Annotated in this window: 23 protein-coding genes; 13 read left to right on the top strand and 10 right to left on the bottom strand. The window is 71.2% G+C overall.

The window, feature by feature from the left end; genetic code table 11:
• Positions 1-176 precede the first annotated feature (176 nt).
• Positions 177-515: a PilZ domain-containing protein gene (locus AC1U7O_RS13790; RefSeq protein ID WP_479895395.1), complete on the top strand. Its 339-nt coding sequence runs from the start codon at positions 177-179 to the stop codon at positions 513-515.
• Between the two features lie 598 nt (positions 516-1,113).
• On the opposite strand, the gene AC1U7O_RS13785 is transcribed toward AC1U7O_RS13790, so the two are convergent.
• The 7 genes from AC1U7O_RS13785 to AC1U7O_RS13755 all read right to left on the bottom strand — a co-directional run bounded on the left by AC1U7O_RS13785 (position 1,114) and on the right by AC1U7O_RS13755 (position 9,011).
• Entirely contained in the window at positions 1,114-1,437 is a 324-nt protein-coding gene (locus AC1U7O_RS13785) for a hypothetical protein (protein ID WP_479895393.1), read from the bottom strand.
• Positions 1,438-1,586: 149 nt separating this feature from the next.
• Positions 1,587-2,240 carry a hypothetical protein gene (locus tag AC1U7O_RS13780; RefSeq protein WP_479895392.1) on the bottom strand — a complete coding sequence of 218 codons (654 nt, stop codon included), beginning with the start codon at positions 2,238-2,240 and terminating at the stop codon, positions 1,587-1,589.
• Positions 2,241-2,293: 53 nt separating this feature from the next.
• Positions 2,294-3,223 (bottom strand): tetratricopeptide repeat protein, encoded by a 930-nt coding sequence (locus AC1U7O_RS13775; protein ID WP_479895479.1) that lies wholly within the window; start codon positions 3,221-3,223, stop codon positions 2,294-2,296.
• 36 nt (positions 3,224-3,259) lie between these two features.
• Entirely contained in the window at positions 3,260-5,410 is a 2,151-nt protein-coding gene (locus tag AC1U7O_RS13770; protein WP_479895391.1) for a transglutaminase TgpA family protein, read from the bottom strand.
• A complete protein-coding gene (locus tag AC1U7O_RS13765) occupies positions 5,407-6,507 on the bottom strand; it encodes a DUF58 domain-containing protein (protein WP_479895390.1) in 1,101 nt (366 codons plus the stop codon). The genes AC1U7O_RS13770 and AC1U7O_RS13765 overlap by 4 nt, the downstream gene beginning before the upstream one ends.
• 167 nt (positions 6,508-6,674) lie before the next feature.
• Positions 6,675-7,625, bottom strand: a complete 951-nt coding sequence (locus tag AC1U7O_RS13760; RefSeq protein ID WP_479895389.1) for an AAA family ATPase — start codon at positions 7,623-7,625, stop codon at positions 6,675-6,677.
• 63 nt (positions 7,626-7,688) lie between these two features.
• A complete protein-coding gene (locus tag AC1U7O_RS13755; RefSeq protein WP_479895388.1) occupies positions 7,689-9,011 on the bottom strand; it encodes a hypothetical protein in 1,323 nt (440 codons plus the stop codon).
• 60 nt (positions 9,012-9,071) lie between these two features.
• Between AC1U7O_RS13755 and AC1U7O_RS13750 the strand changes: the two genes are divergently transcribed.
• The 4 genes from AC1U7O_RS13750 to AC1U7O_RS13735 all read left to right on the top strand — a co-directional run bounded on the left by AC1U7O_RS13750 (position 9,072) and on the right by AC1U7O_RS13735 (position 11,760).
• Entirely contained in the window at positions 9,072-10,112 is a 1,041-nt protein-coding gene (locus AC1U7O_RS13750) for a ChaN family lipoprotein (protein WP_479895387.1), read from the top strand.
• Positions 10,113-10,191: 79 nt separating this feature from the next.
• A complete protein-coding gene (locus AC1U7O_RS13745) occupies positions 10,192-10,431 on the top strand; it encodes a CDGSH iron-sulfur domain-containing protein (RefSeq protein WP_479895386.1) in 240 nt (79 codons plus the stop codon).
• 202 nt (positions 10,432-10,633) lie between these two features.
• Positions 10,634-11,083, top strand: a complete 450-nt coding sequence (locus tag AC1U7O_RS13740) for a hypothetical protein (protein WP_479895385.1) — start codon at positions 10,634-10,636, stop codon at positions 11,081-11,083.
• Positions 11,083-11,760, top strand: a complete 678-nt coding sequence (locus AC1U7O_RS13735) for a DNA-3-methyladenine glycosylase family protein (protein ID WP_479895384.1) — start codon at positions 11,083-11,085, stop codon at positions 11,758-11,760. The genes AC1U7O_RS13740 and AC1U7O_RS13735 overlap by 1 nt, the downstream gene beginning before the upstream one ends.
• 77 nt (positions 11,761-11,837) lie before the next feature.
• Here the strand turns inward: AC1U7O_RS13735 and AC1U7O_RS13730 are convergent, their stop codons facing one another.
• Together AC1U7O_RS13730 and AC1U7O_RS13725 are read right to left on the bottom strand one after the other, a co-directional pair.
• Positions 11,838-12,086, bottom strand: a complete 249-nt coding sequence (locus AC1U7O_RS13730; RefSeq protein ID WP_479895382.1) for a hypothetical protein — start codon at positions 12,084-12,086, stop codon at positions 11,838-11,840.
• Positions 12,087-12,301: 215 nt separating this feature from the next.
• Complete coding sequence (locus AC1U7O_RS13725; protein WP_479895380.1) at positions 12,302-12,940, bottom strand: DedA family protein; 639 nt, start codon at positions 12,938-12,940, stop codon at positions 12,302-12,304.
• Positions 12,941-13,145: 205 nt separating this feature from the next.
• Between AC1U7O_RS13725 and AC1U7O_RS13720 the strand changes: the two genes are divergently transcribed.
• The 5 genes from AC1U7O_RS13720 (at position 13,146) to AC1U7O_RS13700 (ending at position 18,116) form a co-directional block, all read left to right on the top strand.
• The gene (locus AC1U7O_RS13720; protein WP_479895378.1) at positions 13,146-14,204 is read left to right on the top strand and encodes a YeiH family protein; all 1,059 of its coding nucleotides are present in this window, start codon (positions 13,146-13,148) and stop codon (positions 14,202-14,204) included.
• Between the two features lie 15 nt (positions 14,205-14,219).
• On the top strand, positions 14,220-15,716 hold the full coding sequence (locus tag AC1U7O_RS13715; RefSeq protein WP_479895377.1) for an FAD-dependent thymidylate synthase: 1,497 nt from the start codon (positions 14,220-14,222) through the stop codon (positions 15,714-15,716).
• Positions 15,717-15,871: 155 nt separating this feature from the next.
• On the top strand, positions 15,872-16,417 hold the full coding sequence (locus AC1U7O_RS13710) for a hypothetical protein (RefSeq protein WP_479895375.1): 546 nt from the start codon (positions 15,872-15,874) through the stop codon (positions 16,415-16,417).
• Positions 16,418-16,513: 96 nt separating this feature from the next.
• Positions 16,514-17,008, top strand: coding sequence for a DUF2231 domain-containing protein (locus AC1U7O_RS13705; protein WP_479895374.1), 495 nt, complete (start codon positions 16,514-16,516; stop codon positions 17,006-17,008).
• Positions 17,009-17,072: 64 nt separating this feature from the next.
• Positions 17,073-18,116, top strand: coding sequence for a tetratricopeptide repeat protein (locus AC1U7O_RS13700; RefSeq protein ID WP_479895372.1), 1,044 nt, complete (start codon positions 17,073-17,075; stop codon positions 18,114-18,116).
• 6 nt (positions 18,117-18,122) lie between these two features.
• Here the strand turns inward: AC1U7O_RS13700 and AC1U7O_RS13695 are convergent, their stop codons facing one another.
• Positions 18,123-18,392 (bottom strand): hypothetical protein, encoded by a 270-nt coding sequence (locus AC1U7O_RS13695; RefSeq protein WP_479895371.1) that lies wholly within the window; start codon positions 18,390-18,392, stop codon positions 18,123-18,125.
• Positions 18,393-18,504: 112 nt separating this feature from the next.
• Between AC1U7O_RS13695 and AC1U7O_RS13690 the strand changes: the two genes are divergently transcribed.
• From AC1U7O_RS13690 to AC1U7O_RS13680, 3 genes are all read left to right on the top strand, one after another.
• Positions 18,505-19,152 carry a class I SAM-dependent methyltransferase gene (locus AC1U7O_RS13690; protein WP_479895370.1) on the top strand — a complete coding sequence of 216 codons (648 nt, stop codon included), beginning with the start codon at positions 18,505-18,507 and terminating at the stop codon, positions 19,150-19,152.
• 67 nt (positions 19,153-19,219) lie between these two features.
• Positions 19,220-20,500, top strand: a complete 1,281-nt coding sequence (locus AC1U7O_RS13685; RefSeq protein WP_479895369.1) for a BaiN/RdsA family NAD(P)/FAD-dependent oxidoreductase — start codon at positions 19,220-19,222, stop codon at positions 20,498-20,500.
• Complete coding sequence (locus AC1U7O_RS13680; protein ID WP_479895368.1) at positions 20,497-20,976, top strand: MEKHLA domain-containing protein; 480 nt, start codon at positions 20,497-20,499, stop codon at positions 20,974-20,976. The genes AC1U7O_RS13685 and AC1U7O_RS13680 overlap by 4 nt, the downstream gene beginning before the upstream one ends.
• Positions 20,977-21,080: the final 104 nt, after the last annotated feature.

Genomic DNA, 21,080 nt, shown 5'->3' with positions numbered 1-21,080 from the left:
GACCGGGGTTCTCGATCGGGCAAGGAGGTTGCTTGAGACGCCGACTCGATCCGGCGGCGCGCGCGGCTTCCTTCCCAGAGGCCGTGACCTGCCCCATCCCCTTCTGTTATAGTACCGCCCTTCCCAGGCCAGCCGCTGCGGCGTCGCCGAACCACGGTGTTGGTCCGAGGGGTGCCATGGAACGACGTGAGCGGGCGCGTGTCGCGGTCGCGTTGCCCGCGTCCTTCTCGGGCGGCAGCGTCGCCGGCGGCGGGCTCGTCACGGAGCTCTCCGCCGGAGGCTGCACGCTGGTGAGCGAGGAATTGCTCCTTGGCGGAACCACGCTGGTCCTGACCATTCACCTTCCGGAGCAGGCGCTCCCCCTGCGGGTGGACCTGGCCGAAGTTCGGTGGGCCGACGGGCGGACCAACGGGCTTAAGTTCCGGCGCCTGCGTCTGGAGGAAAAGCAGCGGCTTCGGCAGCTCCTTGCCCTCTTGGGCAGGAAGGAGGGCCGCGACTTCAGGCGGGCGGGATAGCCGTTGCTCGCGGGAAAGCCGCGGGACGGGAACCGGGCCGACGCGAGGACGACCACGGAGGGCGGGGATGCGCACCTTCTGGGTGAGAACCGCGATGACGCTGCTCCTGGCATCGGGCGGGTGCCTGACCGCGGGTGACCTTACGGCCGGCTCCGAGAAGGCCGGCCCCGTGCCCGATCCCCTGCAGCAGGGACGGTACCTCGTGCGGATCGCCGGCTGCAACGATTGCCATACCGCCGGCTACGCCCGGAGCGGCGGCCGGGTGCCGGACTCCCAGTGGTTGACGGGAGAGGCGCTCGGCTGGCGCGGCCCCTGGGGTACGACTTATCCGGTCAACCTCAGACTGTACATGCAGAACCTGTCGGAGGATGAGTGGGTGGTGCGGGCGCGCACCATGCGGACGAGGCCGCCGATGCCCTGGTTCACCCTGCAGGCCATGACCGACGCCGACCTGCGGGCCATCTATCGCTTCATCCGCCACCTCGGCCCCGCGGGCCAGGAAGCCCCGGCATATCTCCCGCCCGGCATCGCCCCCCCCCACACCCTACGTCCTATTTCCCGCGCCACCGGACCAGGGCGAGGCTCCCCGTTAGGCACCTCATTTCTTCCCGACGAGCCTGACCTCGAGCGCCTCGTGGGGGTAGGCCCGCTCCGTGTTGACCGCGAAATCGATCGTGTCCTTGACGGCCTGCTTCATCCTCGGCACCAGCTCCTCCCTCACCACCGGGTCCCGGAGCGTGGCCCGGACCGCGTTACGGACCGCGTAATTCGACGTGAACTCGATCGCCTCCTTCATCTCCTGGCGCAGCACCGTGGTCATCACCTCAAAGACCGTCAGGACCGACAGGGTGAACATCACGGCCCAGGGAATCGCCCGGACGAACCCCTCGGCGAGGATCTTTCCGTAGGACTTCTCGTTCATCGGTCCCTCCTGGGTTCTGGTGGCTCCATCGCGGCGGGCCGGCGGCGGGGCCTTCAGCCGGCTCCTCATTTTATCGTGATTGCACCTAGGCGTTCCACCGGCACACCCTAGCGCGCGCCGGCGGACTTGTCAAACACGGAAGACGGCCCTCAGGACGGCGGGGCGGCGGGCGGCGCGGGCGGCCGCTCGGCGAGCAGGGCGACCACCGAGGCGAAGAACTCGTTCAGCGTGGGCGCCGGCCCCCGCCCGAAGTTGAGGTGGCGTTCGCCCTGCCATTCGGCCAGCACGGTGATCGGGACCTCCGTGCCCGGCGGCCGGCTGAACTCGAGCGTCACGAAGCGGGCCACCTCCTCCCGGCCCTCCGACGCCGGCCGATAGACGGCGGCGACGAAGATGGCCTCCGGCATCCGCGTGGCCCGCGGCATCGTGATCAGGACCACGAGGCTGCCGTCGTCCAGCTTCCGGACCTCGTGCTTCACCTCCTGGGCCGAGGCGGTGTCCGGCTCGCCCGTCAGCTTGATGCCCACGAACATCCAGGCCGCCTGGAGGAACTCGTCTCCGTCCTGATTGAGCTCGCCCAGAAAGCCGGCCGGGTCGCGCAGGAACAGGTCGCGCAACAACCGGTGCGCGAAGACGTAGTGTTGCTGCCGCGGACGGGTGTCGTCATCCCGGCTCGCCGCGGGAGGGGTCGCCGAGGCGGGCGGCGCATCGCCAGCCCGTCCGACCGCCAGCCCTCCTCCCCACCAGGCGCCGGCGGTCAGCAGCATGACTCCGACGAGGGCCCGTGTCGATCGCGCGCGCATGGACGGCTCCTTTCGCTAAGAAGATGTCGGGGGTGGAGCGGCGGAACCGGCCTTCACCGTCTGGTCGCCGTGCGGGTGGATCGCCACTCCGTGATCAGTTTTTCGGCCGCGGCCAGCTCCGCCGGGGTCATCCTGCGGGCCACCTGTTCCCGGGAGTGGAGGGAATCCGTGTAGCCGTACTCGACGGCGAGGGCGAACCACATGTAGGCCGCGACGAGATCCTGCGCCACGCCCGCGCCCTTGGCGTACATCAGGCCGAGGTTGTGCTGCGCGGCGGCCTCCCCCTGCTCGGCCGCCCGCCGGTACCAGCGCACCGCCTCCGCCTCGTCCTTGGGCACCCCCTCGCCTTCGTCGTACATGAGGCCGAGGTTGAACTGCGCCTCCGCGTCCCCCTGCACCGCCGCCGCGAGGTACCACTTGACGGCCTCGCGGTCGTCCTTGGGCACCCCCTGGCCGTTGTCGTACATGACGCCCAGGTTGTACTGGGCCTGGACCAGCCCCTTCTCGGCCGCCCGGCGGTACCAGCGCGCCGCCTGCGCCTCGTCCTTGGGCACCCCCTCGCCGGCTTCAAAGAGGAGCCCGAGGTTCAGCATGGCCCGCACATCCCCCTGCTCGGCCGCCTTGAGCAACCAGGCGGCAGCCACCGCCGGATCCTTCGGCCCCCCCTGTCCCTCCAGGCACATGATCCCGTAGTTGTACTGGGCGGCGGCCACGCCCTGCGCCGCGGCCTTGCTGAACCAGTAGCGGGCCTGCTGGGGGTCGGGCGCCGTGCCCTCCCCCTTCACGTACATGTAGCCCAGGTTGTGCTGGGACTCCCCGTCGCCCGCCTGCGCCGCCAGGCGGAAATGCTCCAGCGCCGAAGTGTAGTTCCGGTGGCTGTAGGCGTTGCTGCCCAGTTGGTAGTGCCACATGGCGCAGCCGGGCAGGGCGGCGACCGCGGGGAGCAGTAGGCACAGCAGGAATCGGGTCGAGCGGGTCGGCATCCGGCGCACGCATCCTCCTCGGAAGCGAGATGACCGTTATCGGCGCGCGGCGCGGAGGTCCGCGAGCAGCCGCCGCGCCCGGCGTCGCTCTTCCGCCGACAGGGGCTCGCCGCCGAAGCGCGCACGGCAGTACAGGTCGGTCAGCGGCCCCACGAAGGCACCGGCCGCCGCCCAGCGGTCGGACACCGATCGGGCGAACTCCAGCGGCGTCGAGCCCGGCGCCTTGGGGAACCCGCGCGCCTCCAGCCCGCGGAGCATGGCCGCATAGAGACGGACGACCGCCGCGTGCTCGGACGCCCCGCCGCCGGGCCGGCGGGCTCGGAGGTGCCGCCACCCTCGCACAATCAACAGCCAGAGTCCAGCCCCGACCGCCGCGAGCGCGAGCGCCGCGCCGACGTCTTGTCCCAGCGCCCAGACCCGGCGGACCGTCTCGCGCCAATCCTGGCCGGCCCACCGGGCGACCTCTGTCAGCCAGGCGGACAGCCGCCGTCCCACCCCTTCCCCGCGCTCGCGCAGGCCCCGCGCGACGGCGGCCTGGTCGCGCAGGCTGTACTGGATCACGATCCGGTCCCACTTGAGCCGGAGGGAATCCACGAGGCGGCCGATGACCGTCGCGTAGAGGTCGCCGGCCTCGGCACCCAGGCTCGGCGTGGGGTCGAAGCTCACCCAGCCGGACCGCGGGAAGTAGACCTCCACCCAGGCGTGGGCGTCCTTCTGCCGCACCGTGTAGTACCGGCCGAAGTCGTTCCACTCGCCGGGCAGGAAGCCGGTCACCAGCCGCGCCGGGATGCCCAGGGTCCGGAGCATCACCACCATGGCCGTCGCGTAGTGCTCGCAGTAGCCGCTCTTGCGGTCGAACAGGAAGGTCTCCAGCGGCGCGCCGCCCTCTCCCTCGCCGGTGTCGAGCGTGTACCGGTAGTTGGCGCGCAGGAACCGCTCGACCGCGCGCACCTTGCCGAGGACGGTCGGCGCCGAGCGGCTCACGTCCGCCGTCAGCTCGGCCACGCGCGGGCCCATCGGGGGAAGCTGGAGGAAACGCCCGGCCGTCGGCCCGGGCGAGGCCGGCGTCGTCGCGGTCCGGTCCTCCGGCGCGATCCGGTCCGGGATCGAATAGACGCGGTACTGAAAGCGCGTGACGGGCGGATACGGCAGATGCAGGCTGCCCATGCCGTCACGCTGCAGGGCCGGAAAGCCGCCCTCCACCGTCTCGACGAAGGAGGCGGCGAAGAGCACCGTGGTGTCCAGCACCTCCAGGAGGACCTCCTGGCGCAGGCCGCCGCGGGCGAGGTCTCGACCGCCTTCGCCCGGCACCATGAAGGCTCCGCTCGGGGACCGCTCGAGCTGGTGCTGCGCCGAGAGGCTGTTGACCCAGGCGCGGCCGTTGTAGACGTCGAAGGCCGCGCCGCGGAAATACAGCCGGCCCTCGACCGGCGCCTGGTGCTCCGGCAGCACGACGCGCATGACGACGGTGTCGTCCTGCTTGATCGACCCGATCTCGCCCAAGTCCACCTTGCCGGAGAACCCCGTCGTCCTGATCGCCTCGACCCGGCTCTTCTGGAAGAACCCCGCGCCCACCCGCGGCGTCACGAAGAAGAGCACCAGCGTCAAGCCGAGGGTGCCCGCCGCGACGCCGTTCGTCGTCCAGAAGAAGGCGGGGGTCAGCGGGCTGCGCGCGGGCCGGGCCGACGCGCCGCCGGCGGCCGGCGGCGGCCCCGGCTCGCCGGCCAGGTGTCCCAGCAGCAGCGCCCACACGGCGGTCAACAGGTAGAGGATGAACACGACGCCGTACCACAGCTCCACGGTCAGGGCCGCGCAGGCCAGAAGCTGGAGAAAGCTGATCGCCTGCAGGTGCGCGAAGTCCGCGCGCTCCCGCAGCATGAAGCACTTCGCGACCATCAGGCCGCCGAGCAGGTACACGCCGGAGAGGAGCGGGTCGCGGGTCACCCAGAGCAGGTCCACGAGCAGCAGCGCGCAGAGGCCGAGCAGGGTCGCGTTCCAGACGGACCGCGACAGGAGGAACGGCCCCCAGTCCGGCAGGAGCCCGGCGAAGCGGGCGGCGCCGAGCGCCAACGCCGCCAGGCCCAGCGCGCCGACCGCGCCGGGGACCTGGCCGGTGAGGAGCAGGCCGCCGAAGGCGATCAGGACCGACAACAGGGAGGCGAGGCCGAGCGCGCCATCGGGTCTCATGGCCCGTCTCCCGGCCGAAAAACCCGGACGGCGCCGGACCACGGTCCGGGCGGCCGTGCGTCGGGCCAGGGCAGGACGAGCAGCGTCGGGTCGTCACCGTCGGCGAGCCCGGCCCTCTCGGTCGGCAACTCATCGGGGCCCGCCGGCCCGCAGAGGGCCAGGACATGCAGGAGGCGATGCAGGTGGGTACTCCCCGCGCCGAAGGGCACCGCCTCACGCCCCGCGACGAGGCTCAGGCTGAACCCCCGCTCGTGCAGGGAGACGGCGAGCGAGGCGGTGAACGACACGGCACGCTCGAAGGCCTCGTCCGCGCCGGAGAGCCGGGCCGGCCCGCCGGGCCTCGCCGTCGCCAGCACGAGCCGGGCGCGACGCAGCACCTCCGCCTCGGTCTCGCGGACGATCAGGCGGCCGTGCCGCGCCGCCGTCCGCCAGTGGATCAGGCGCGAGTCGTCGCCCGGCTGGTAGTCCCGTAGGTTGTAGAGGCCGGCGCCCGGCCCGCGCCGCGGCAGGCCGCGCTCCCGGCCCAGGCCCGCCAGCTCCCGCGTCACCTCCTCCGGCAGCGGCGTGAGCTCCGGAAAGACCACCAGTTCGGCGTCGAGCGGCCGGAAGGCCGACTTTGCGAAGAGCCCGAAGGGGAACCGCGTGCGCAGCCGCACTCCCTCCAAGCGATGGACGCCCCGCCGCGGGAAGAGCAGCGGATAGCTCTGAAGCGCGCGCGCGCCGGGCGGCAGGTGCGCGAGGATCACCCCGCGGTCCAGGGCCTGGCCCGCGGCCACGTCGAGCACCTCGAGCGAGAGCGTGGGGAAGCGGGCCTTCCGGTTCGCCACCGAGAGGGAGGCCGTCGCGGGCCGGTTGGCGAAGATCGGCGACGGCATCCGCCGCCGCACCTCCAGGCCGCGCACGCACTGCTCGGAGAGGATGCCCGAGACCACGATCAGGCTCAGCATCATCGCCAGCAGCAGGTAGAGGAGGTTGTTCCCCGTGTTGACGGCGGCGATGCCGACGCCGAGCGTGAGGAGGACGAAGCGGCGGCCCTCGCGAGTCGGGCGGACGGAGCGGCTGGGGACCAGGCGACGGAGGAGCCGGCGGAGCATCATGGGGTAGCCGTCAGCGATCAGCCGTCAGCCTTCAGCCTCGTCATTCCGGCGGAAGCCGGAATCCAGAATCAAGACTGGACCCCGGCCTTCGCCGGGGTGACGGCCTGCCCTGGGGTGACAGGCTTTGCCGGGGTGACGGAGGAAGGCCAGAGCCTGATGGCCCTCTCCTACAGCGGCACCGGAACGGATTCCACCAGGTCCTGGATCACCTGCTCGGCCTCCTCGAACCGCCCGCCGGCGCCGCCCGCCCCACCCAGGCCCGGCCTGATCAGCACGCGGTGGGAGAGCACGGCGGGGGCGAGTTCCTTCAGGTCGTCGGGGAGGCAATAGTCCCGTCCGCGGACGAGGGCCAGCGCCTTGGCGGCGGTCTGGAGCGCGAGCGCCCCGCGCGGGCTCACGCCCAGCGCCAGCAGGTCGCTCTGCCGGGTTTCCGCGACGATGGCGAGCAGGTACTCCTTCAGGCTCTCCTCCATCCGCACGGAGTCGGCCAGCCGCTGCAGCTCGATCACTTCCGGCACCGACGCGACCGGCTTCAAGTCCTCGGCCGGATGGGCGACCATCTGCCGGTCCAGGATCTTTTTCTCCTCCGCCGGCTCCGGGTAGCCGATCCGGAGCCGCAACAGAAACCGATCCAATTGCGACTCGGGCAGCGGGAACGTGCCGTGGTACTCCATCGGGTTCTGCGTCGCGACGACCATGAAGGGCGCGGGGAGCGGATGGGTGTGGCCGTCCACCGACACCTGCCCGTCGTTCATGGCCTCCAGCAGGCTGCTCTGGGTCTTGGGCGTCGTGCGGTTGATCTCGTCGGCCAGCACCACGTTCGCGAAGAGGGGCCCGGGCTTGAACTCGAAGGCCTGGCGCCGCTGGTCGAAGATGGAAACCCCGAGGATGTCCGAGGGCAGCAGGTCGCTCGTGAACTGGATGCGCCGGAACGTGCCGTCGAGCGAGCGGGCCAGGCTGTGCGCGAGGGTGGTCTTCCCGACGCCCGGCACGTCCTCGATCAAGAGGTGCCCGCGGGCCAGGAGCGCGACGATCGCGAGCTCGACCGCTCGGGCCTTGCCCTTGATGACCCGCTCGATGTTCGCCTGGATGGCGCGGATCGTCGCCGTGGCGGTCATGGTTCGCCCGCTTGCCGAGCCGACCGGACTCGCCGCCGAGCTTACCATCGGGGTCCCGGTGCGTCAATTTGCGGGCACGTCGTCGCTCTTTCTCGCGACATCCGGCACGAGCGTCAGAAACCAGGGCAGCGGCTCTTCGGACATTCCGGTGAAGAGGCGGGCGGTGAGGCTGGCCGGGACGTCCGGAAAGGTCGCCCCGCGGCGGACCTCGACATAGCGGAAGCCGGACGACGGCGCGCCGGCCGGCTCGCCGGGCCTCGGCAGGGCCGCGCGCAGGGCCGCCACATCCGACAGGACCAGCGATTCGCCGACATTCAGCGCGGCCAGCCGCCGGTGGACCTCGCCGAAGACCTCCGGGAGCACGGCCTCCTCGAAGATCACGTCCCGCGGACGGAAGCGGTCCTCCGCCAGCAGTTGCGCGAGCAGCTCCCAGAAGACCTCCCCGTCCACCGAGGCGAGGACGGCCAGCCGGCCCCGCCGCGCGACCAGGTCGAGCAGCGCGAGCGGCCCGCGGACCTCGAACTTCCAGGGGGGGAACAGGAGCGTCCGCCCGCGATGGCGGACTTCAAGGGCCGGCTCCCCGTCCTCGCGAACCGGCCGGAACTCGCCCTTGGTCCGGCGAAGGTGCTCGGCGACCAGCCCCGGGGACAGCCGCGTCGGTTCCAGCGCGCAGGTCGGCGTCGGCGGGGCGTAGCAGGCGGCGATCGTGTACCGCGGCTTCAGGCCCTTCACCCCGTCCAGCTCGAACATGTCCTGGTCGCCCCAGAAGCGGAAGGCGAGCCCCGGTCGGCCCCGGAGGCGATCGAGGCGCTCGCGGTCCGCATGGAGCCGGCCGCCGAGCGCCGAGCCGGGCTTGAGCCGGTCCACGCAGTGGAGCGTCAACGTTTTCGACCGGGCCGCCAGCCGCGGGACCACCTGCCGGGCCAGTTCCTCGGCGAAGGAGAGGTCGCCGGCTCCGAGGTCGAGCAGCGACGGGTCCTCCGCCTCCACGAGAAGGTCGAAGGGGTTGCGCGAGCGCCGGAGGAGCGCCTCGACGCGGGCGGACGACAGGCCCGCGTCGGCGTCAGGCTCCTCCAGCTTCAACAACCCGAAATAGAGGCAGAGCGCGCGCACCGCCTTGGTCGCGGGCAAACCCGTGAGGGGCTTGAGCGCCTCGCTCGACAGGTCCTGGACCGACCGGGCCTTGCCGTCTCGCAGGGCTTCGAGCAGCGCCTCGCGGAGCGGCGTCGGCTCCGCGGAACCACGGATCGCTGCGGCCAGTCGGGCGAGCGTCTCGGGCGCGGCGGCGCGGGCGAGCAGGCGGCTGGAGGCTTCCCAGGCGCCGGCATCGGCCTCCTTGGCCCGGCCGAGACGCCGGCGGAAGTCGGCGAGGAGCTGGTGGTCCATGCTCATGGGCGGAGGAAGTGCCCAGGTGACCTACGGGCGGCACACGTGTACGATGGTCGCATGCACGACGAGAAGATGGGCCGCGTCATGTCGCGCGAGAATAGTCCCGCCCCCGGTGGGCGTCAAGGTCGGCCGGGTTTGGCCAGGCCGGTGTTCCTGGCGGCGACCCTGCTCACGCTTGCCGGGGATTTCGCCTTCGGCTCGCCCCCGTCGGAGGTCGCGGCCCCGCCCGCGGAGATCTACCGGACCGGGCAGGTCCTGGATGGACGGACCGGCAAGCCGGTGTCCTTCGAGGCCTGGCTCGCGGGGCTCGCCGCCCAGGACGTGATCTACCTGGGCGAGGAGCACCGCAACCGCCACCATATCGCGGCGGCGCTCACCCTGTTGCGCGCGCTGGCGGCCGGATCGCGGAAGCCCGTGCTCGCGCTGGAGATGTTCGGCTGGGACGGCCAGGCGGGGCTGGACCGCTATCTCACCGACCGCGCGATGCCGCGCGAGCGTTTCCTGGAGGAGTCCCGCTGGGAGCAGAACTGGGGCGGCGCCTTCGAGGACTACGAGCCCCTCGTCGCGTTCGCGCGGGACACCGGCGCGCCGGTGCTGGCGCTCAATCCCCCGCGTGCGGTCGTCCGGCTCGTCGCCAAGCGGGGCCTCGCCCAGGCCGGGACCGACCCGGAGCTGGCGCGGTGGGGGCTGGAGGCCGAGGCGCCGGTCGAGGACCCCGAGTACCGTCGGGTCATCTTCGACCAGATCCGCCGCTGCCACGAGGGTCTCCCGGAGGAGGCCTACCAGCGGCTCTACGAAGCCTCCCTCCTTCGGGACGAGGGGATGGCGAAGACCATCGCCGCCGCGCTGGAGCGGGCGGCGCCGGGCTCGGGTCCCATCGTGAGCTACACGGGCGGCGGCCACGTCCAGCGGGGCTTGCCGGTGCCCCACCGCGTGCGGCGCCGGCGCGCCGGCGCGGTTCGGCAGGTCACCGTCTACCTCACGGCGCTCACGCCGGACCGGACGGAGGAGATCGCGACGCTCCTGCGCGACGGCGTCGCGGACTATCTCTGGCTCACGCCGGTCGGCGACCACGGCCCGCCGCGCCGCTGCCGCTGAAGCGGCTTCAGTTCTCGTCCGGCGTTCGGGTACAATGGGCGCCGTTTGCCCGCGGACAATCGTTGAGGAGGAGAGGCAGATGGCCGACGAGGTGGTGATCGCGCAGCGCATGCCCTATGTGATGGAGGTGGAGCCGGGCACGTATTGGTGGTGCCGGTGCGGGCGGGCGAAGACGCAGCCCTTCTGCGACGGGTCCCACACCGGCACGGAGTTCGCGCCGGTGGAGGTCGAGTTCCGGGAACGCAAGCGGGTCGCCTTCTGCGGCTGCAAGCACACGAAGAAGCCGCCCTTCTGCGACGGGACGCATTCCCGCGTCTGACGCCCGGAGTCCCTGGATGTCGGCCGGCCTGGCTTCAGCCGTTGGGGTATACTGTGCCGCCAGGCCATCGGTCGATCCCTTCCGGCTGGACCGTGCCGCCTTCTCCATCGGACGCCTGAGCCTTCCCACGAAACAGCCTCCTGGCTGTCCCGCTCCCCGCAAGATCGCCTGACGGCCATCGAGGTGATGCGCCGGATTCTCTATGGCTACGATCCAGCTACCGCCGGACCTCAAAGAGTTCTTACGGTTGCCCAACGCGAACGGGGGTGAGTACCTCGTCGGCGGCGGGTATGCCGTCGGGCTGCACGGATTCCCGACAGTACCCGACGGCCTCGACATCTGGATCGCCGCGACGCCCGAGAACGCCCGGAAGCTGGAGCGCGTCCTCGTCGAATTCGGCTTCAACCCGCCCGGGCTGTCCTGTGACCTGTTCCTCGAAAAGGACCGCATCATCCGGATGGGCGTCCCGCCCATCCGGATTGAGCTGCCGACCTTCATTTCTGGCGTCGTCTTCCAGGACTGCTACCCCTCTCGCCGGAGGAGCGAGGTCGACGGACTGCGGGTGGACTGCATCGGCCTGGAGCCCCTCACGATCAACAAACGCGCGGCGGGCCGCCACCAGGACCTCAGCGACCTCGATCGCCTGCCCTGATGGCCCTCCTCGATCCCACGTGTCGGCCCGGTGCCCGGCCCAACGTTCGTGCCGCTGCCCGCCACCTCGCCCGCGTGGACCCGGTCCTGCGCGGGCTGATCGCCCGAGTCGGCCCCTGCACCCTCGCGCCGCGCCGGGACCACTTCGCCACGCTCTGCGACTCGATCATCTCCCAGCAGCTCTCCGCCGCCGTGGCGGCGGCGATCTTCGACCGGTTCGCCGCGCTCTATCCGAGGCGCCGCCCCACCCCGGCGGCGGTCGCGGCCACGCCGGTGGCCCGGCTGCGCGCCGCCGGCCTCTCGCGGCAGAAGGTCGCCTACCTGAAGGACCTGGCCTCGGCCTTTTGCGACGGGCGCATCCGGCCGAGGCGCCTGGGCCGGCAATCCAACGAGGCGATCATCGCCTCGCTGGTCTCGGTCCACGGCATCGGCCGCTGGACGGCGCAGATGTTCCTGATCTTCTCGCTCAACCGGCCGGACGTCTTCCCGGTGGACGACCTGGGGATCAGAAAGGCGATGCGGCGCTGGTACGGGCTGCGGACGCTGCCCGCGCCGGCCCGCATGCGCCAGATCGGCCGCGCCTGGCATCCCTACGAGACCGTGGCGTGCTGGTATCTCTGGCGGAGCCTGACGCTGCCAAGCGTCCCGGCGGCATCACTCGGAGTGACTCGTCGGTGAGGGGGGGGAGGGCTCCCGGGTAGCAGCGGCCGGCCACCTCGCGGAGCCGTTCCGGGTCGGCCGAATCCCGCGCGGTCCTACTGTTTCCCGGTCGGCGCCGATCGCTCGGCTTCCTGAATGGCCCTGGTGTACGCGGCGCAGCGATCCTTCTGCGCCGCCGGGTCGGCTTCGTACTTCTCGAGGCACTTCCGCTGCGCCTTGAGCAGCTCGGCCTTCTCCTCCTTGATGTCGGCCTCTCCCCGCGTGTTGCGGTAATCCTGGTACCACTGGCACCCGGCCATCACGTCGAGCAGCAGCACGAGCCCCACCAGCCCACCCAGTCGCATCGGCGCCTCCTTTGCGTCATCGTCGACGTCCCGCTCCCGGCGCTCACCCGCCGCGCCGCCGGGGCGCGCATCTGCAGAGGAAGTGACGGAGCGGGCGGTATCCTAGTCCCGTGCCTGTGAAAAGGCAAGCGCAGCCTGCGGCGCGTCCGCCGGCGACTGGCGCGCCGGCCCGGCGGTGAGCCCGCCGGTTCCGCCGGAGCCCTCGGCCAACGCGGTCAGGAGCGCGCGGCGGCCGGCTTGGCCGTGAGCCGCATGACGAGGACGTAGAGGACGCAGAGCAGGAGGGCGAAGCCGCCGACGAGGTAGGACCGCGACTTCATCGCCTGGACCAGACCCTGGGGGTTCTGGATGAGGTCCGGCTGGCTGCCGAGCAGGTCCCCGCCGAACCAGGCGAGCACGGCGCACCAGAGCCCCGCTCCCAGGATAGTCATCAGGCTGTAGGTCCCGAAGGGCATGCGGACCAACCCGGCGGGAATGCCGATCAAGTGCCGCACGACCGGCACGAGCCTGGCGAAGAAGACCCCGCCCGCCTCGTAGCGCGCGAGCCAGCGCTCCGCGCGCAGCAGCTTGTCCTCCGGGCAGAAGACGTACTTCCCGTAGCGGATCAGCAGCGGGCGGCCCAGCCAGCGGGCGGCCCAGTAGGTCGCGGCGGCGCCGAGATAGCTGCCGACCGTCCCCGCCAGCACCACTCCCCAGAGGCTGTACCGCCCCTGCGTGGCCCAGTAGGCGGCGGGCGGGATCACGATCTCGCTGGGAATCGGAAAGATCGAGCTCTCCAGCGCCATCAGGAAGACGATGCCGGGATAGCCCCAGTCGTTCACCCACTGAAACCAGACGCTGACCCAATGGTTCATCGGCGCGTGCTCCAGGCGTTCTCCGGAAGGACGGAAGGCGGGATTCTACAGCGGCGCCGCGCCGGAAAGCCAGCGCCGCCGGCCGGCTTGTCACGCGCGCGGCGCGGGGGTATAGTGCGGCCTCGATGAACGAGGACTGGCTGGCCGTGGTGGTCGGGTTGAGCCTGGTGGTCCTGGCGGCGGCGGGGCTCGTCACCCGGGTTCCGTGGTGAACGCGCCCGCCGGACAGACCGCCGACCGCCCGGGCGTCCTCCTGTCCGTTCTCCTCGTCGTCGCGCTGGCCCTGCTGGCCAACCGGCTGACGGCCATCGGCAAGACATGGCTCGGCCACGAGATCCTGGAGTATCCGCTCTGGGCGGTCGGATTGGGCCTCGCCGCGAACCTGGCCGTGAGGGCCGCCGGCGTCCGGGAGCGGCTGAGCGCGGCCTTCCGCACCGAGTTCTTCCTCAAGACCGGCCTCGTCCTCATGGGCGCGACGATCAACTTCCTCGACATCCTGACGATCGGCGCGAAGGGCATGGTCCAGGCGGTCGTCGTCGTCACGGCGATCTTCTTCCTGACCTGGCACCTGGCCGGCTGGTTCCGGCTGGACGACAAGCTCCGCGCGCTGATGGCGGCCTCCGTGTCCATCTGCGGCGTGTCGGCGGCGATCGCCGCGGCGGGCGCGGTGCTGGCCAAGAAGGAGCACCTGACCTACGTGGCCACGCTGGTCATCGTCTTCGCGCTGCCGCTGATGCTGATCCAGCCCTACGCGGCGAAGGCGATGGGCCTCTCGGCGGACGTGGCCGGGGCCTGGATCGGCGGCAACATCGACACGACCGCCGCCGTCGTCGGCGCCGGGGCGATCCACAGCGAGGCGGCCATGAAGGTCGCCTCGGTGGTGAAGGTCTCCCAGAACGCGCTCATCGGCTTCGCCGCGTTCTTCCTGGCCCTCTACTGGGTGGTGGTCGTCGAGCGCAGGCCGGACCGGCGGCCGAGCCCGCGGGATATCTGGACGCGGTTTCCGAAGTTCGTGCTGGGGTTCCTCGTCGCCTCCCTGATCACGACGGCGGGCCTCCTCTCGCCGGAGCAGGTCAAGGCGACGATCGTCCCCCTGCGCAACTGGTTCCTCGCCGCCGCCTTCGTCTGCATCGGGTTGGAGCTGGCCTTCGACGAGTTCTTGTCGGTCGGCTGGCGGCCGGTCGCGGTCTATTGCCTGGCGACGGCGGCCAACACGGCGCTCGCGCTCGCGGCGGCCTACGTGCTCTTCGGCGACGTCTTATAAGGAGGCGGCCGCCCCATGTCGTCTGACGGTCCCGCCCGCCGCGTCGTCGCCCTCGCCCCCCTGCCGCCGGAGAAGTCGGCCTACGCGCTCGCGCGCTACAGCCGGTCGCCGGACACGATCGAGGACAGCCTCCGGTGGGTCCACGCCCACTCGTCGGAGAAGTTCTGGGAGCAGTTCTACTTCGCGTACGGCCACGCCTCGATCGCCGACCTCGGGCACGTCATCGTCTGCTTCGAGCAGGTCTCGGAGCTGGCGGCGATCCGGCTGGAGGACGAGCCGCTCTGGGACGGCCAGGCCAAGTCCAGCCGCTACCAGAGCTACAGCCCCTCCGGCTGCGTGACGCCCGCCTCGATCCGCGGCACGGAGACCGAGGGCGCATACCAGGGCATCCTGCGCAGCCTCTTTTCCATCTACGGGCTGCTCCACGGGCCGCTCACCACATTTTTCACGGCGCGCCACCCGAGACCCGAGGGGATGAAGCCGGGCGACTACGAGCGGACGATCGCCGCCCGCGCCTTCGACGTCACGCGCTACCTGCTCCCGCTCGCGGCACGGACGAACGTGGGCCAGGTGGTCAGCATCCGGACGTTGGAGAAGCAGATCACCCGCCTGCTCTCCTCGTCGCTTCCCGAGCTGAAGGACATCGCGGAGGACCTCAAGGAGGCCTGCCGGCGCCCGCCGGTGAACCTCTGGGCCGAGCTCTCCGGCCAGTCGGCCGGGCCCGCCGAGCCGCTGGCCCCGACGCTCGCCCGCCATGCCGCGCCCAGCGCCTACCTGGCCGAGGTCTATACCGACCTGGCCCGCCACGCGCGGGAGGTCCTCACGGCCGCGGGACTCGACCGGCCGGAGGCCTGGACGGCGGCGAGCGCGTCCGGCGGCGTGGACCTCATCGAGCCCCACGACCCGATGGACGAGTTGGTCGCCACCCTGCTCTATCGGGTTTCCCACGCCCCCTACCGAGCGATCCTCGCGCTGGTGCGGGATTGGACGGAGAAACAGAAGCGCGAGACTGTCGAGGTGGCGCTGCGGCGGCGCGGGCCCTACGACGAGCTGATCAAGGAGTTCCGCTCCGGCTACGCCTTCGTCTTCGACATCCTCATGGACATCGGCGGCTGGCGGGACCTGCACCGGCACCGGCGCTGCCAGCAGGTGCAGCAGACCTTCACGACGCGGCACGGCTACGAGGTCCCGCCGGTGCTCGTCGCGGCGGGCCTGGACCAGGACTACCGGATGGCGATGGACGCGGTGCGGGCGGACATCGAGCGGCTGCGCGGCGCGAGCCAGGAGGCGGCGCTCTACGCGATCCCCTTCGGCTTCCGCGTCCGCTGCCTGTTCAAGATGGACTATGCCGAGGTGGACTACATCTCCAGGCTCCGCTCCGGCGTGAAGGGCCACTGGTCCTACCGGGGCGTGGCCTGGGAGATGAAACAGCAGCTCGCCCGCCGCTACCCCTTCCTCGCCGACCGCATCCAGGCCACGCCGCCGGACGTGGAGGACACGTTGACGCGGTAGGGCCCTCGGCGCCGGATGCCACGCCCGCCCCCCTTCGTTTCTCTTTACTTGATCTTCCGTACGAGAGTTCCTATCATGTCCCCGCGCATTGGCCCGACGGACGGCGCGCTGGCGCCGAGCCAGGCCGGCGCCCCCTGCGCTGTGAGGAGGTGGCCATGCCCAGGAAACCCCTCGGGCCCTTGTCCGCCGGCGCCGCCGTCCTGCTCCTACTGACGGCCTGCGCCGGCTTCCTCTCCGAAGACGAGAAACGCTGCCAGGAGTCGGACCGGCGATGGCAGGAGTTCGCCGCCAAGCTTCCGCCCACGGCGCGCGTGGTCGTGCCCGACTTCCATGCCACCGCCAACATCAACCCCGGCGCCCCACCGGAAACACGCAGGCAGTTGCGGGATGTGTTCGCCCAGATGACCCGGCACCTGCGGGATGAGGCGGAGCGGGACCTGCTAAACCGCGGGGTCAAGGTGGTCAACCGGGAGGCGCTCCCCCACGCCGAGCAGGAGATCGTCTATTCCCAGACCGGCGTGGTCGATCTGAACACGGCCGCCAGGTTCGGCAAGGCGGTCGGCGCGACGCACATCGTCCTGGGTCGGGTGGAGATGGCCGTCAACTCTCCCTCCCATCGGTACGTGACGGCCAACGTCAAGGTCATCGAAACCGAGTCCCTCCTGCTCGTCGGATCGTTCGCCTGCGCCAGGCCGATATAGCGGGACGGCCGCGCCGGCTCATTTCCTCTTGTCCTCCTGCTCCACGCCGGTGCTATACTACGGCCCGCGATCGGCTCCGTCCCGGGAGGGATGTCGATGAAGAGCCGCCTGCAGGTCGCCGGCCATCCGATCCATGCCATGCTGGTGGGCTTCCCCATCGGGCTCTACACGAGCTCGCTGGTCTGCGACCTGTTGTTTGCGCTCCTCAGGGAGCCCTTCTGGTTTCGGGCGGCCTTCTGGGCGATCCTGTTCGGGCTGGTCGGCCATGTCGCCGCCGCGGCGACGGGCGTCCCGGATTTCCTGGCCGTCATGAAGGAGCAGCGGGAGGCGCGCCGCGCCGCCTCCTCGCACCTGATCTTCGGGGTCGGGCTCCTGATCGTCCAGGCCCTGAACCTCGGGCTCCGCAACGGCGGGGACCTCCCGGCCGGCGGCTCGGCCGGGCTGCCGCTGATCGTGAACCTCATCGCCTCGGGAGTGCTGGGCCTGCAGGGCTGGTACGGGGGCGAGCTGGTCTACCGGCATTTCGTCGGGGTCGACGTGCCCGATCCCGCGCCGGCGCACCAGGGCGGCAAGCACAAGGCGAAACACTGATTCCCGTCCGCCTCACTGCTCCGCGCCGACTCCACCACAAATCGCCCGATGAGGATCGCCGTCCATGACCGACCGCTACGCTGATGCGATCCAGGACGCCTTCGCGCGCGGCGACTGGGCCACGGCCTTCGAGCAGGCCACGGCCTGGGCGGGGGAGGCGGACCGGGGCGGGCAGCCGGACCCCCGGCCCCACTTCGCGATGAACGTCGTCCACCTCATCCGCGCCGAGTACCGCGAGGCCTGGGCCACCCACGCGCGGGCGCTCCAGGAGACGGCGGACATCGAGCGGGTGCAGGCCTGGGTCGAGGCCATGGTCGCCGCCGCCCCCGCCTGCGCGCACCTCCAGCTCGTCGCCGGCCTCTTCCTGGCCCAGGCCGGCCGGTCCGAGCAGTCGGTCGAGCGATACAAGGAGGCGATCCGGCTGGACCCGCTGTCGCCCTATCCTCACTATTTCCTGGCGCAGATCCACGAGCGGGCCGACCGGCTGGACCTGGCCATCAAGGAGTACCGCGAGGCCGTGAAGCTGAACCCGGCCTATACGGCGGCGCGGACCAATCTGGGCGTGGCCTACCAGGAGCAGGGACGTCTGGAAATGGCCATCCCGCAGTACCGCGAGGTGCTCAAGCTGAACCCGAACGACCCCGTCGCACACAGCAACCTCGCCTGTGCCCTGGCGGAGCAGGGCAAGATCGAGGCGGCGCTGGCCGAGTACAAGGAGGCGCTGCGGCTCAACCCCCGGGACGTCGAGGTGCACCTGGCGCTGGCGGGCCTCTACGAAACGAAGGGGCGGCGGGACTTGGAACTGAAGGCCTACGAGGCGGCGCTGGCGATCCGGCCAGACTGCCCGCCCGCCCTGACGGCGCTGGGGTTCTCGGAGCTGGAGCGGCGGCGCCCCGACAAGGCGATGGAGCTGTTCAACCGCGCGCTGAAGGCCGACCCGCAGCACGCGCGCGCGTACGTCGGCATCGCCCGCGTCTACCTGGCCCGCGGGAAGGAGCAGGCGGCGATGGAGAACTACGTCCAGGCCCTCAAGTACGAGAAGGACCCGGAGCGCAAGAACCAGATCATCAACCAGTTGCACAAGGAAGGCGGGACCTGGGATTCGTGACGGGTATTACAATTCTCGGATGGAACCCTGCAGGACCGTGACCTGGGTGAGGGGGTCGCCGGCCTTCTTGAGCTCCTCCCGGATCTGCTCCTTGAGGAAGCTCGAGTAGCCGACCTTCTCGACCAGCAGGTCGAGGAAGCGCTGGGCCGGCAGCAGGCTGTGGGCCTTGAGCTCGTCGAGGGTCTCGTCGCTGACCGGAACATAGGTGCTGCCGATGTGCAGGACGGCGTTGTAGTAGCGATCCTTCCCGATTCGCTCGAAGCGGAGTCCCTTCACGATCGCCCTCACGTCCCGACCGCAGAGGCGCCCATTGTAGTCAATCCCCGCGGCGAAACACAAGAGCGGACGAGCCCCCGCCCCTGGTCTCCCCCGGCGCCGCTGGGTTAGAATGGCCGCCGTGCGCGCGCGTCCCCTCATGACCAGAGCCCTCCCGCTGGTGCTCGCGGCCTGCCTGCTGCCCGCCGGGCCGGTCCATGCCAAACCCAAGGACCAGGAACGGTGGGACTCCAAGTACGACACCGGCGACTACCTCTTCGGCAAGGAGCCGATCCGGTTCCTCAAGGAGCACGTCCACCTGCTGCCCAAGGGACGGGCCCTCGACATCGCGATGGGCGAGGGGCGCAACGGGGTGTTCCTCGCCGCGCAGGGTTTCCAGGTGCTCGGGCTCGACATCTCCGAGAAGGGGTTGCGCAAGGCCCGGAAGCTCGCCGAGGAGCGGGGCGTCACGATCGAGACCAGGGTCGTGGACTTGGAGACCCATCGGCTGGAGCCGAACGCCTACGACGTCATCCTCTGCACCTATTATCTGCAGCGCAGCCTCTTCCCGCAGATCAAGGAAGCGCTCAAGCCCGGCGGGATGGCCCTGGTCGAGACCTATACGCTGCGGCACCAGAAGTACAACCCGAAGATGAAGGCCGAGTACCTCCTCCAGGAGGACGAATTGCCGGCGCTCCTCGAGGGGCTGAAGGTCGTCCTCTATCAGACGGTGGACGACGGCGAATCCGCCTACGCCAGCATCCTCGTGCAGAAGCCGTGAGCCGCCGGACCGCCCGCCCCGCCGCCGCGCCTTCCCCCCATGCCTCCCCCTGCCGAGGGACCATCCGGTGACCGAGCGCGCCGACATCGCGATCGTCGGGGCGGGCGCGGCCGGGCTGGCCGCGGCCATCTTCGCCGCCGAGGCTTCGCTCGACGGGCCGGCGCCGCCGTGCATCCTCCTGCTCGACGGGGCGGCGAGCCTCGGCGCGAAGATCCTCGTCTCGGGCGGCGGGCGCTGCAACGTGACGAACGAGGCGGTGCGCGCCGAGGACTTTCACGGCACGCGCACCGTCGTCCACCACGTCCTGGCCGCCTTCGACGAGCGGGCGACCGTTCGTTGGTTCGCCTCGCTGGGCGTAGCGCTCAAGCGGGAGGAGACCGGCAAGCTCTTCCCCGTGACGGACCGGGCGCGGACCGTGCTGGACGCCCTGCTGCGCCGCTGCCGCGAGCTGGGCGTCCCGATCCTGACACGCCGCCGCGTGACCGCCGTCGCCCGGGAGGGCGACGGCTTCCTGCTTCGCCACGAACAGGGCGCGCTGGCGGCGACGCGCCTCATCCTCGCGACCGGCGGCCGGTCGCTGCCCCGCTCCGGGAGCGACGGCGCCGGCTGGGAACTGGTCCGGGCGCTCGGCCACCGCGTCACGACCACCCGCCCGGCCCTGGTCCCCCTCGTCCTGGATCCGAGCTTCTTCCATGCCGAGCTGTCGGGCCTTGCGCAGGAGGCCGAGCTCACGACCCTCGTCGAAGGCCGGATCGCGGACCGCCGGACCGGGAGTCTCCTCTGGACCCACTTCGGCGTGAGCGGACCGGTCGTGATGGACGCAAGCCGCGCCTGGACCACCGCGCGCGCCGAAGGACAGGCCGTCGAGGTGCGGCTGAACTTCCTGCCGGGGACCAACCCGGACGACGCCGACCGGCTGCTCATCGAGCAGGCGGCCGCGAGGCCCCGCCTGGGACTGGCGAAGCTGCTCGCGCGACGGCTGCCCGACCGGTTGGCGGCGGCCCTCTGTCGCCGGTGCGGGCTCGACCCTTCGCTCGCGGCCGGCCGGCTGACCCGCGAGGGGCGCCGCGCCCTCGTGCGTGCCCTCACGGCCCTGCCGCTGCCGGTCCTCCGCGACCGCGGGTGGAACTTCGCCGAGGTGACCGCCGGCGGCGTGCCGCTCGAGGAGATCGACTTCCGCACGATGGCGTCGCGCCTCGTCCCGGGCCTGCATCTGGTCGGCGAACTCCTCGACTGCGACGGCCGGATCGGGGGCTTCAACTTCCAGTGGGCCTGGGCGACGGGGTTCCTCGCGGGCCGCGGCGCGGCCCGTGCCCTCGCCGCCGAGCGCCACGGAGCCCGCGCATGAGCGCGCCGGACCGCTGGGCCGACCCCACCGTCGTTGTCTGGAGCCGCCTGCTGCTGGACAGCTTCCGCCGTTGGCTCGGACGGGACCTGATCGAGCGGACCGGCACGGTGGAAGACCAGGCCAGGGCGCTGTTCTTCGCCCCCTTCGTCGTGATCTCGCACGGCACGGAAGAGGACCCGATCCTCAACTACGGGAACCGCGCCGCGCTGGACCTCTGGGAGACGACCTGGGAGGAGTTGACCCGCACCCCCTCCCGCTTGACCGCCGAGCCGGTGAACCGGGCCGAGCGCCAGCGCATGCTGGAGCGGGCCGCGGCGCGGGGCTACCTCGACGACTATCGCGGCGTTCGGATCTCCAAGAGCGGCCGCCGGTTCCTGGTCGAGGACGCGATCGTCTGGAACCTGGTGGAGGACACCGGCGCCCGCTGCGGCCAGGCCGCCACCTTCTCCCGCTGGACCCTCCTCGACCGGCCCTGACGGGCCGGCGCCCCCCTTTGCGCCTGGCTCCCATTCACGAATAGGAGCGGACGGGAAAGGACCGTACAGTTTTCCCCGGTGGCCCCGGTCCGGGCCGGGTCCGA

The organism is Candidatus Nitrospira neuquenensis (assembly GCF_979578155.1).
Note: the sequence above shows the minus strand (reverse complement) of the source record. Positions and strands in the feature narration are given on the sequence as shown.

Bases quoted from the DNA above. Each gene is read 5' to 3' on its own strand.
- AC1U7O_RS13760 (WP_479895389.1), bottom strand. From the start codon at position 7,625: ATGACCGCCACGGCGACGATCCGCGCCATCCAGGCGAACATCGAGCGG.
- AC1U7O_RS13750 (WP_479895387.1), top strand. From the start codon at position 9,072: ATGCACGACGAGAAGATGGGCCGCGTCATGTCGCGCGAGAATAGTCCC.
- AC1U7O_RS13770 (WP_479895391.1), bottom strand. From the start codon at position 5,410: ATGAGACCCGATGGCGCGCTCGGCCTCGCCTCCCTGTTGTCGGTCCTG.
- AC1U7O_RS13690 (WP_479895370.1), top strand. From the start codon at position 18,505: ATGGCCGCCGTGCGCGCGCGTCCCCTCATGACCAGAGCCCTCCCGCTG.
- AC1U7O_RS13725 (WP_479895380.1), bottom strand. From the start codon at position 12,940: ATGAACCATTGGGTCAGCGTCTGGTTTCAGTGGGTGAACGACTGGGGC.
- AC1U7O_RS13790 (WP_479895395.1), top strand. From the start codon at position 177: ATGGAACGACGTGAGCGGGCGCGTGTCGCGGTCGCGTTGCCCGCGTCC.
- AC1U7O_RS13740 (WP_479895385.1), top strand. From the start codon at position 10,634: ATGGCTACGATCCAGCTACCGCCGGACCTCAAAGAGTTCTTACGGTTG.
- AC1U7O_RS13715 (WP_479895377.1), top strand. From the start codon at position 14,220: ATGTCGTCTGACGGTCCCGCCCGCCGCGTCGTCGCCCTCGCCCCCCTG.
- AC1U7O_RS13700 (WP_479895372.1), top strand. From the start codon at position 17,073: ATGACCGACCGCTACGCTGATGCGATCCAGGACGCCTTCGCGCGCGGC.
- AC1U7O_RS13680 (WP_479895368.1), top strand. From the start codon at position 20,497: ATGAGCGCGCCGGACCGCTGGGCCGACCCCACCGTCGTTGTCTGGAGC.
- AC1U7O_RS13755 (WP_479895388.1), bottom strand. From the start codon at position 9,011: ATGGACCACCAGCTCCTCGCCGACTTCCGCCGGCGTCTCGGCCGGGCC.
- AC1U7O_RS13775 (WP_479895479.1), bottom strand. From the start codon at position 3,223: ATGCCGACCCGCTCGACCCGATTCCTGCTGTGCCTACTGCTCCCCGCG.
- AC1U7O_RS13730 (WP_479895382.1), bottom strand. From the start codon at position 12,086: ATGCGACTGGGTGGGCTGGTGGGGCTCGTGCTGCTGCTCGACGTGATG.
- AC1U7O_RS13765 (WP_479895390.1), bottom strand. From the start codon at position 6,507: ATGATGCTCCGCCGGCTCCTCCGTCGCCTGGTCCCCAGCCGCTCCGTC.
- AC1U7O_RS13705 (WP_479895374.1), top strand. From the start codon at position 16,514: ATGAAGAGCCGCCTGCAGGTCGCCGGCCATCCGATCCATGCCATGCTG.
- AC1U7O_RS13745 (WP_479895386.1), top strand. From the start codon at position 10,192: ATGGCCGACGAGGTGGTGATCGCGCAGCGCATGCCCTATGTGATGGAG.
- AC1U7O_RS13735 (WP_479895384.1), top strand. From the start codon at position 11,083: ATGGCCCTCCTCGATCCCACGTGTCGGCCCGGTGCCCGGCCCAACGTT.
- AC1U7O_RS13710 (WP_479895375.1), top strand. From the start codon at position 15,872: ATGCCCAGGAAACCCCTCGGGCCCTTGTCCGCCGGCGCCGCCGTCCTG.
- AC1U7O_RS13780 (WP_479895392.1), bottom strand. From the start codon at position 2,240: ATGCGCGCGCGATCGACACGGGCCCTCGTCGGAGTCATGCTGCTGACC.
- AC1U7O_RS13785 (WP_479895393.1), bottom strand. From the start codon at position 1,437: ATGAACGAGAAGTCCTACGGAAAGATCCTCGCCGAGGGGTTCGTCCGG.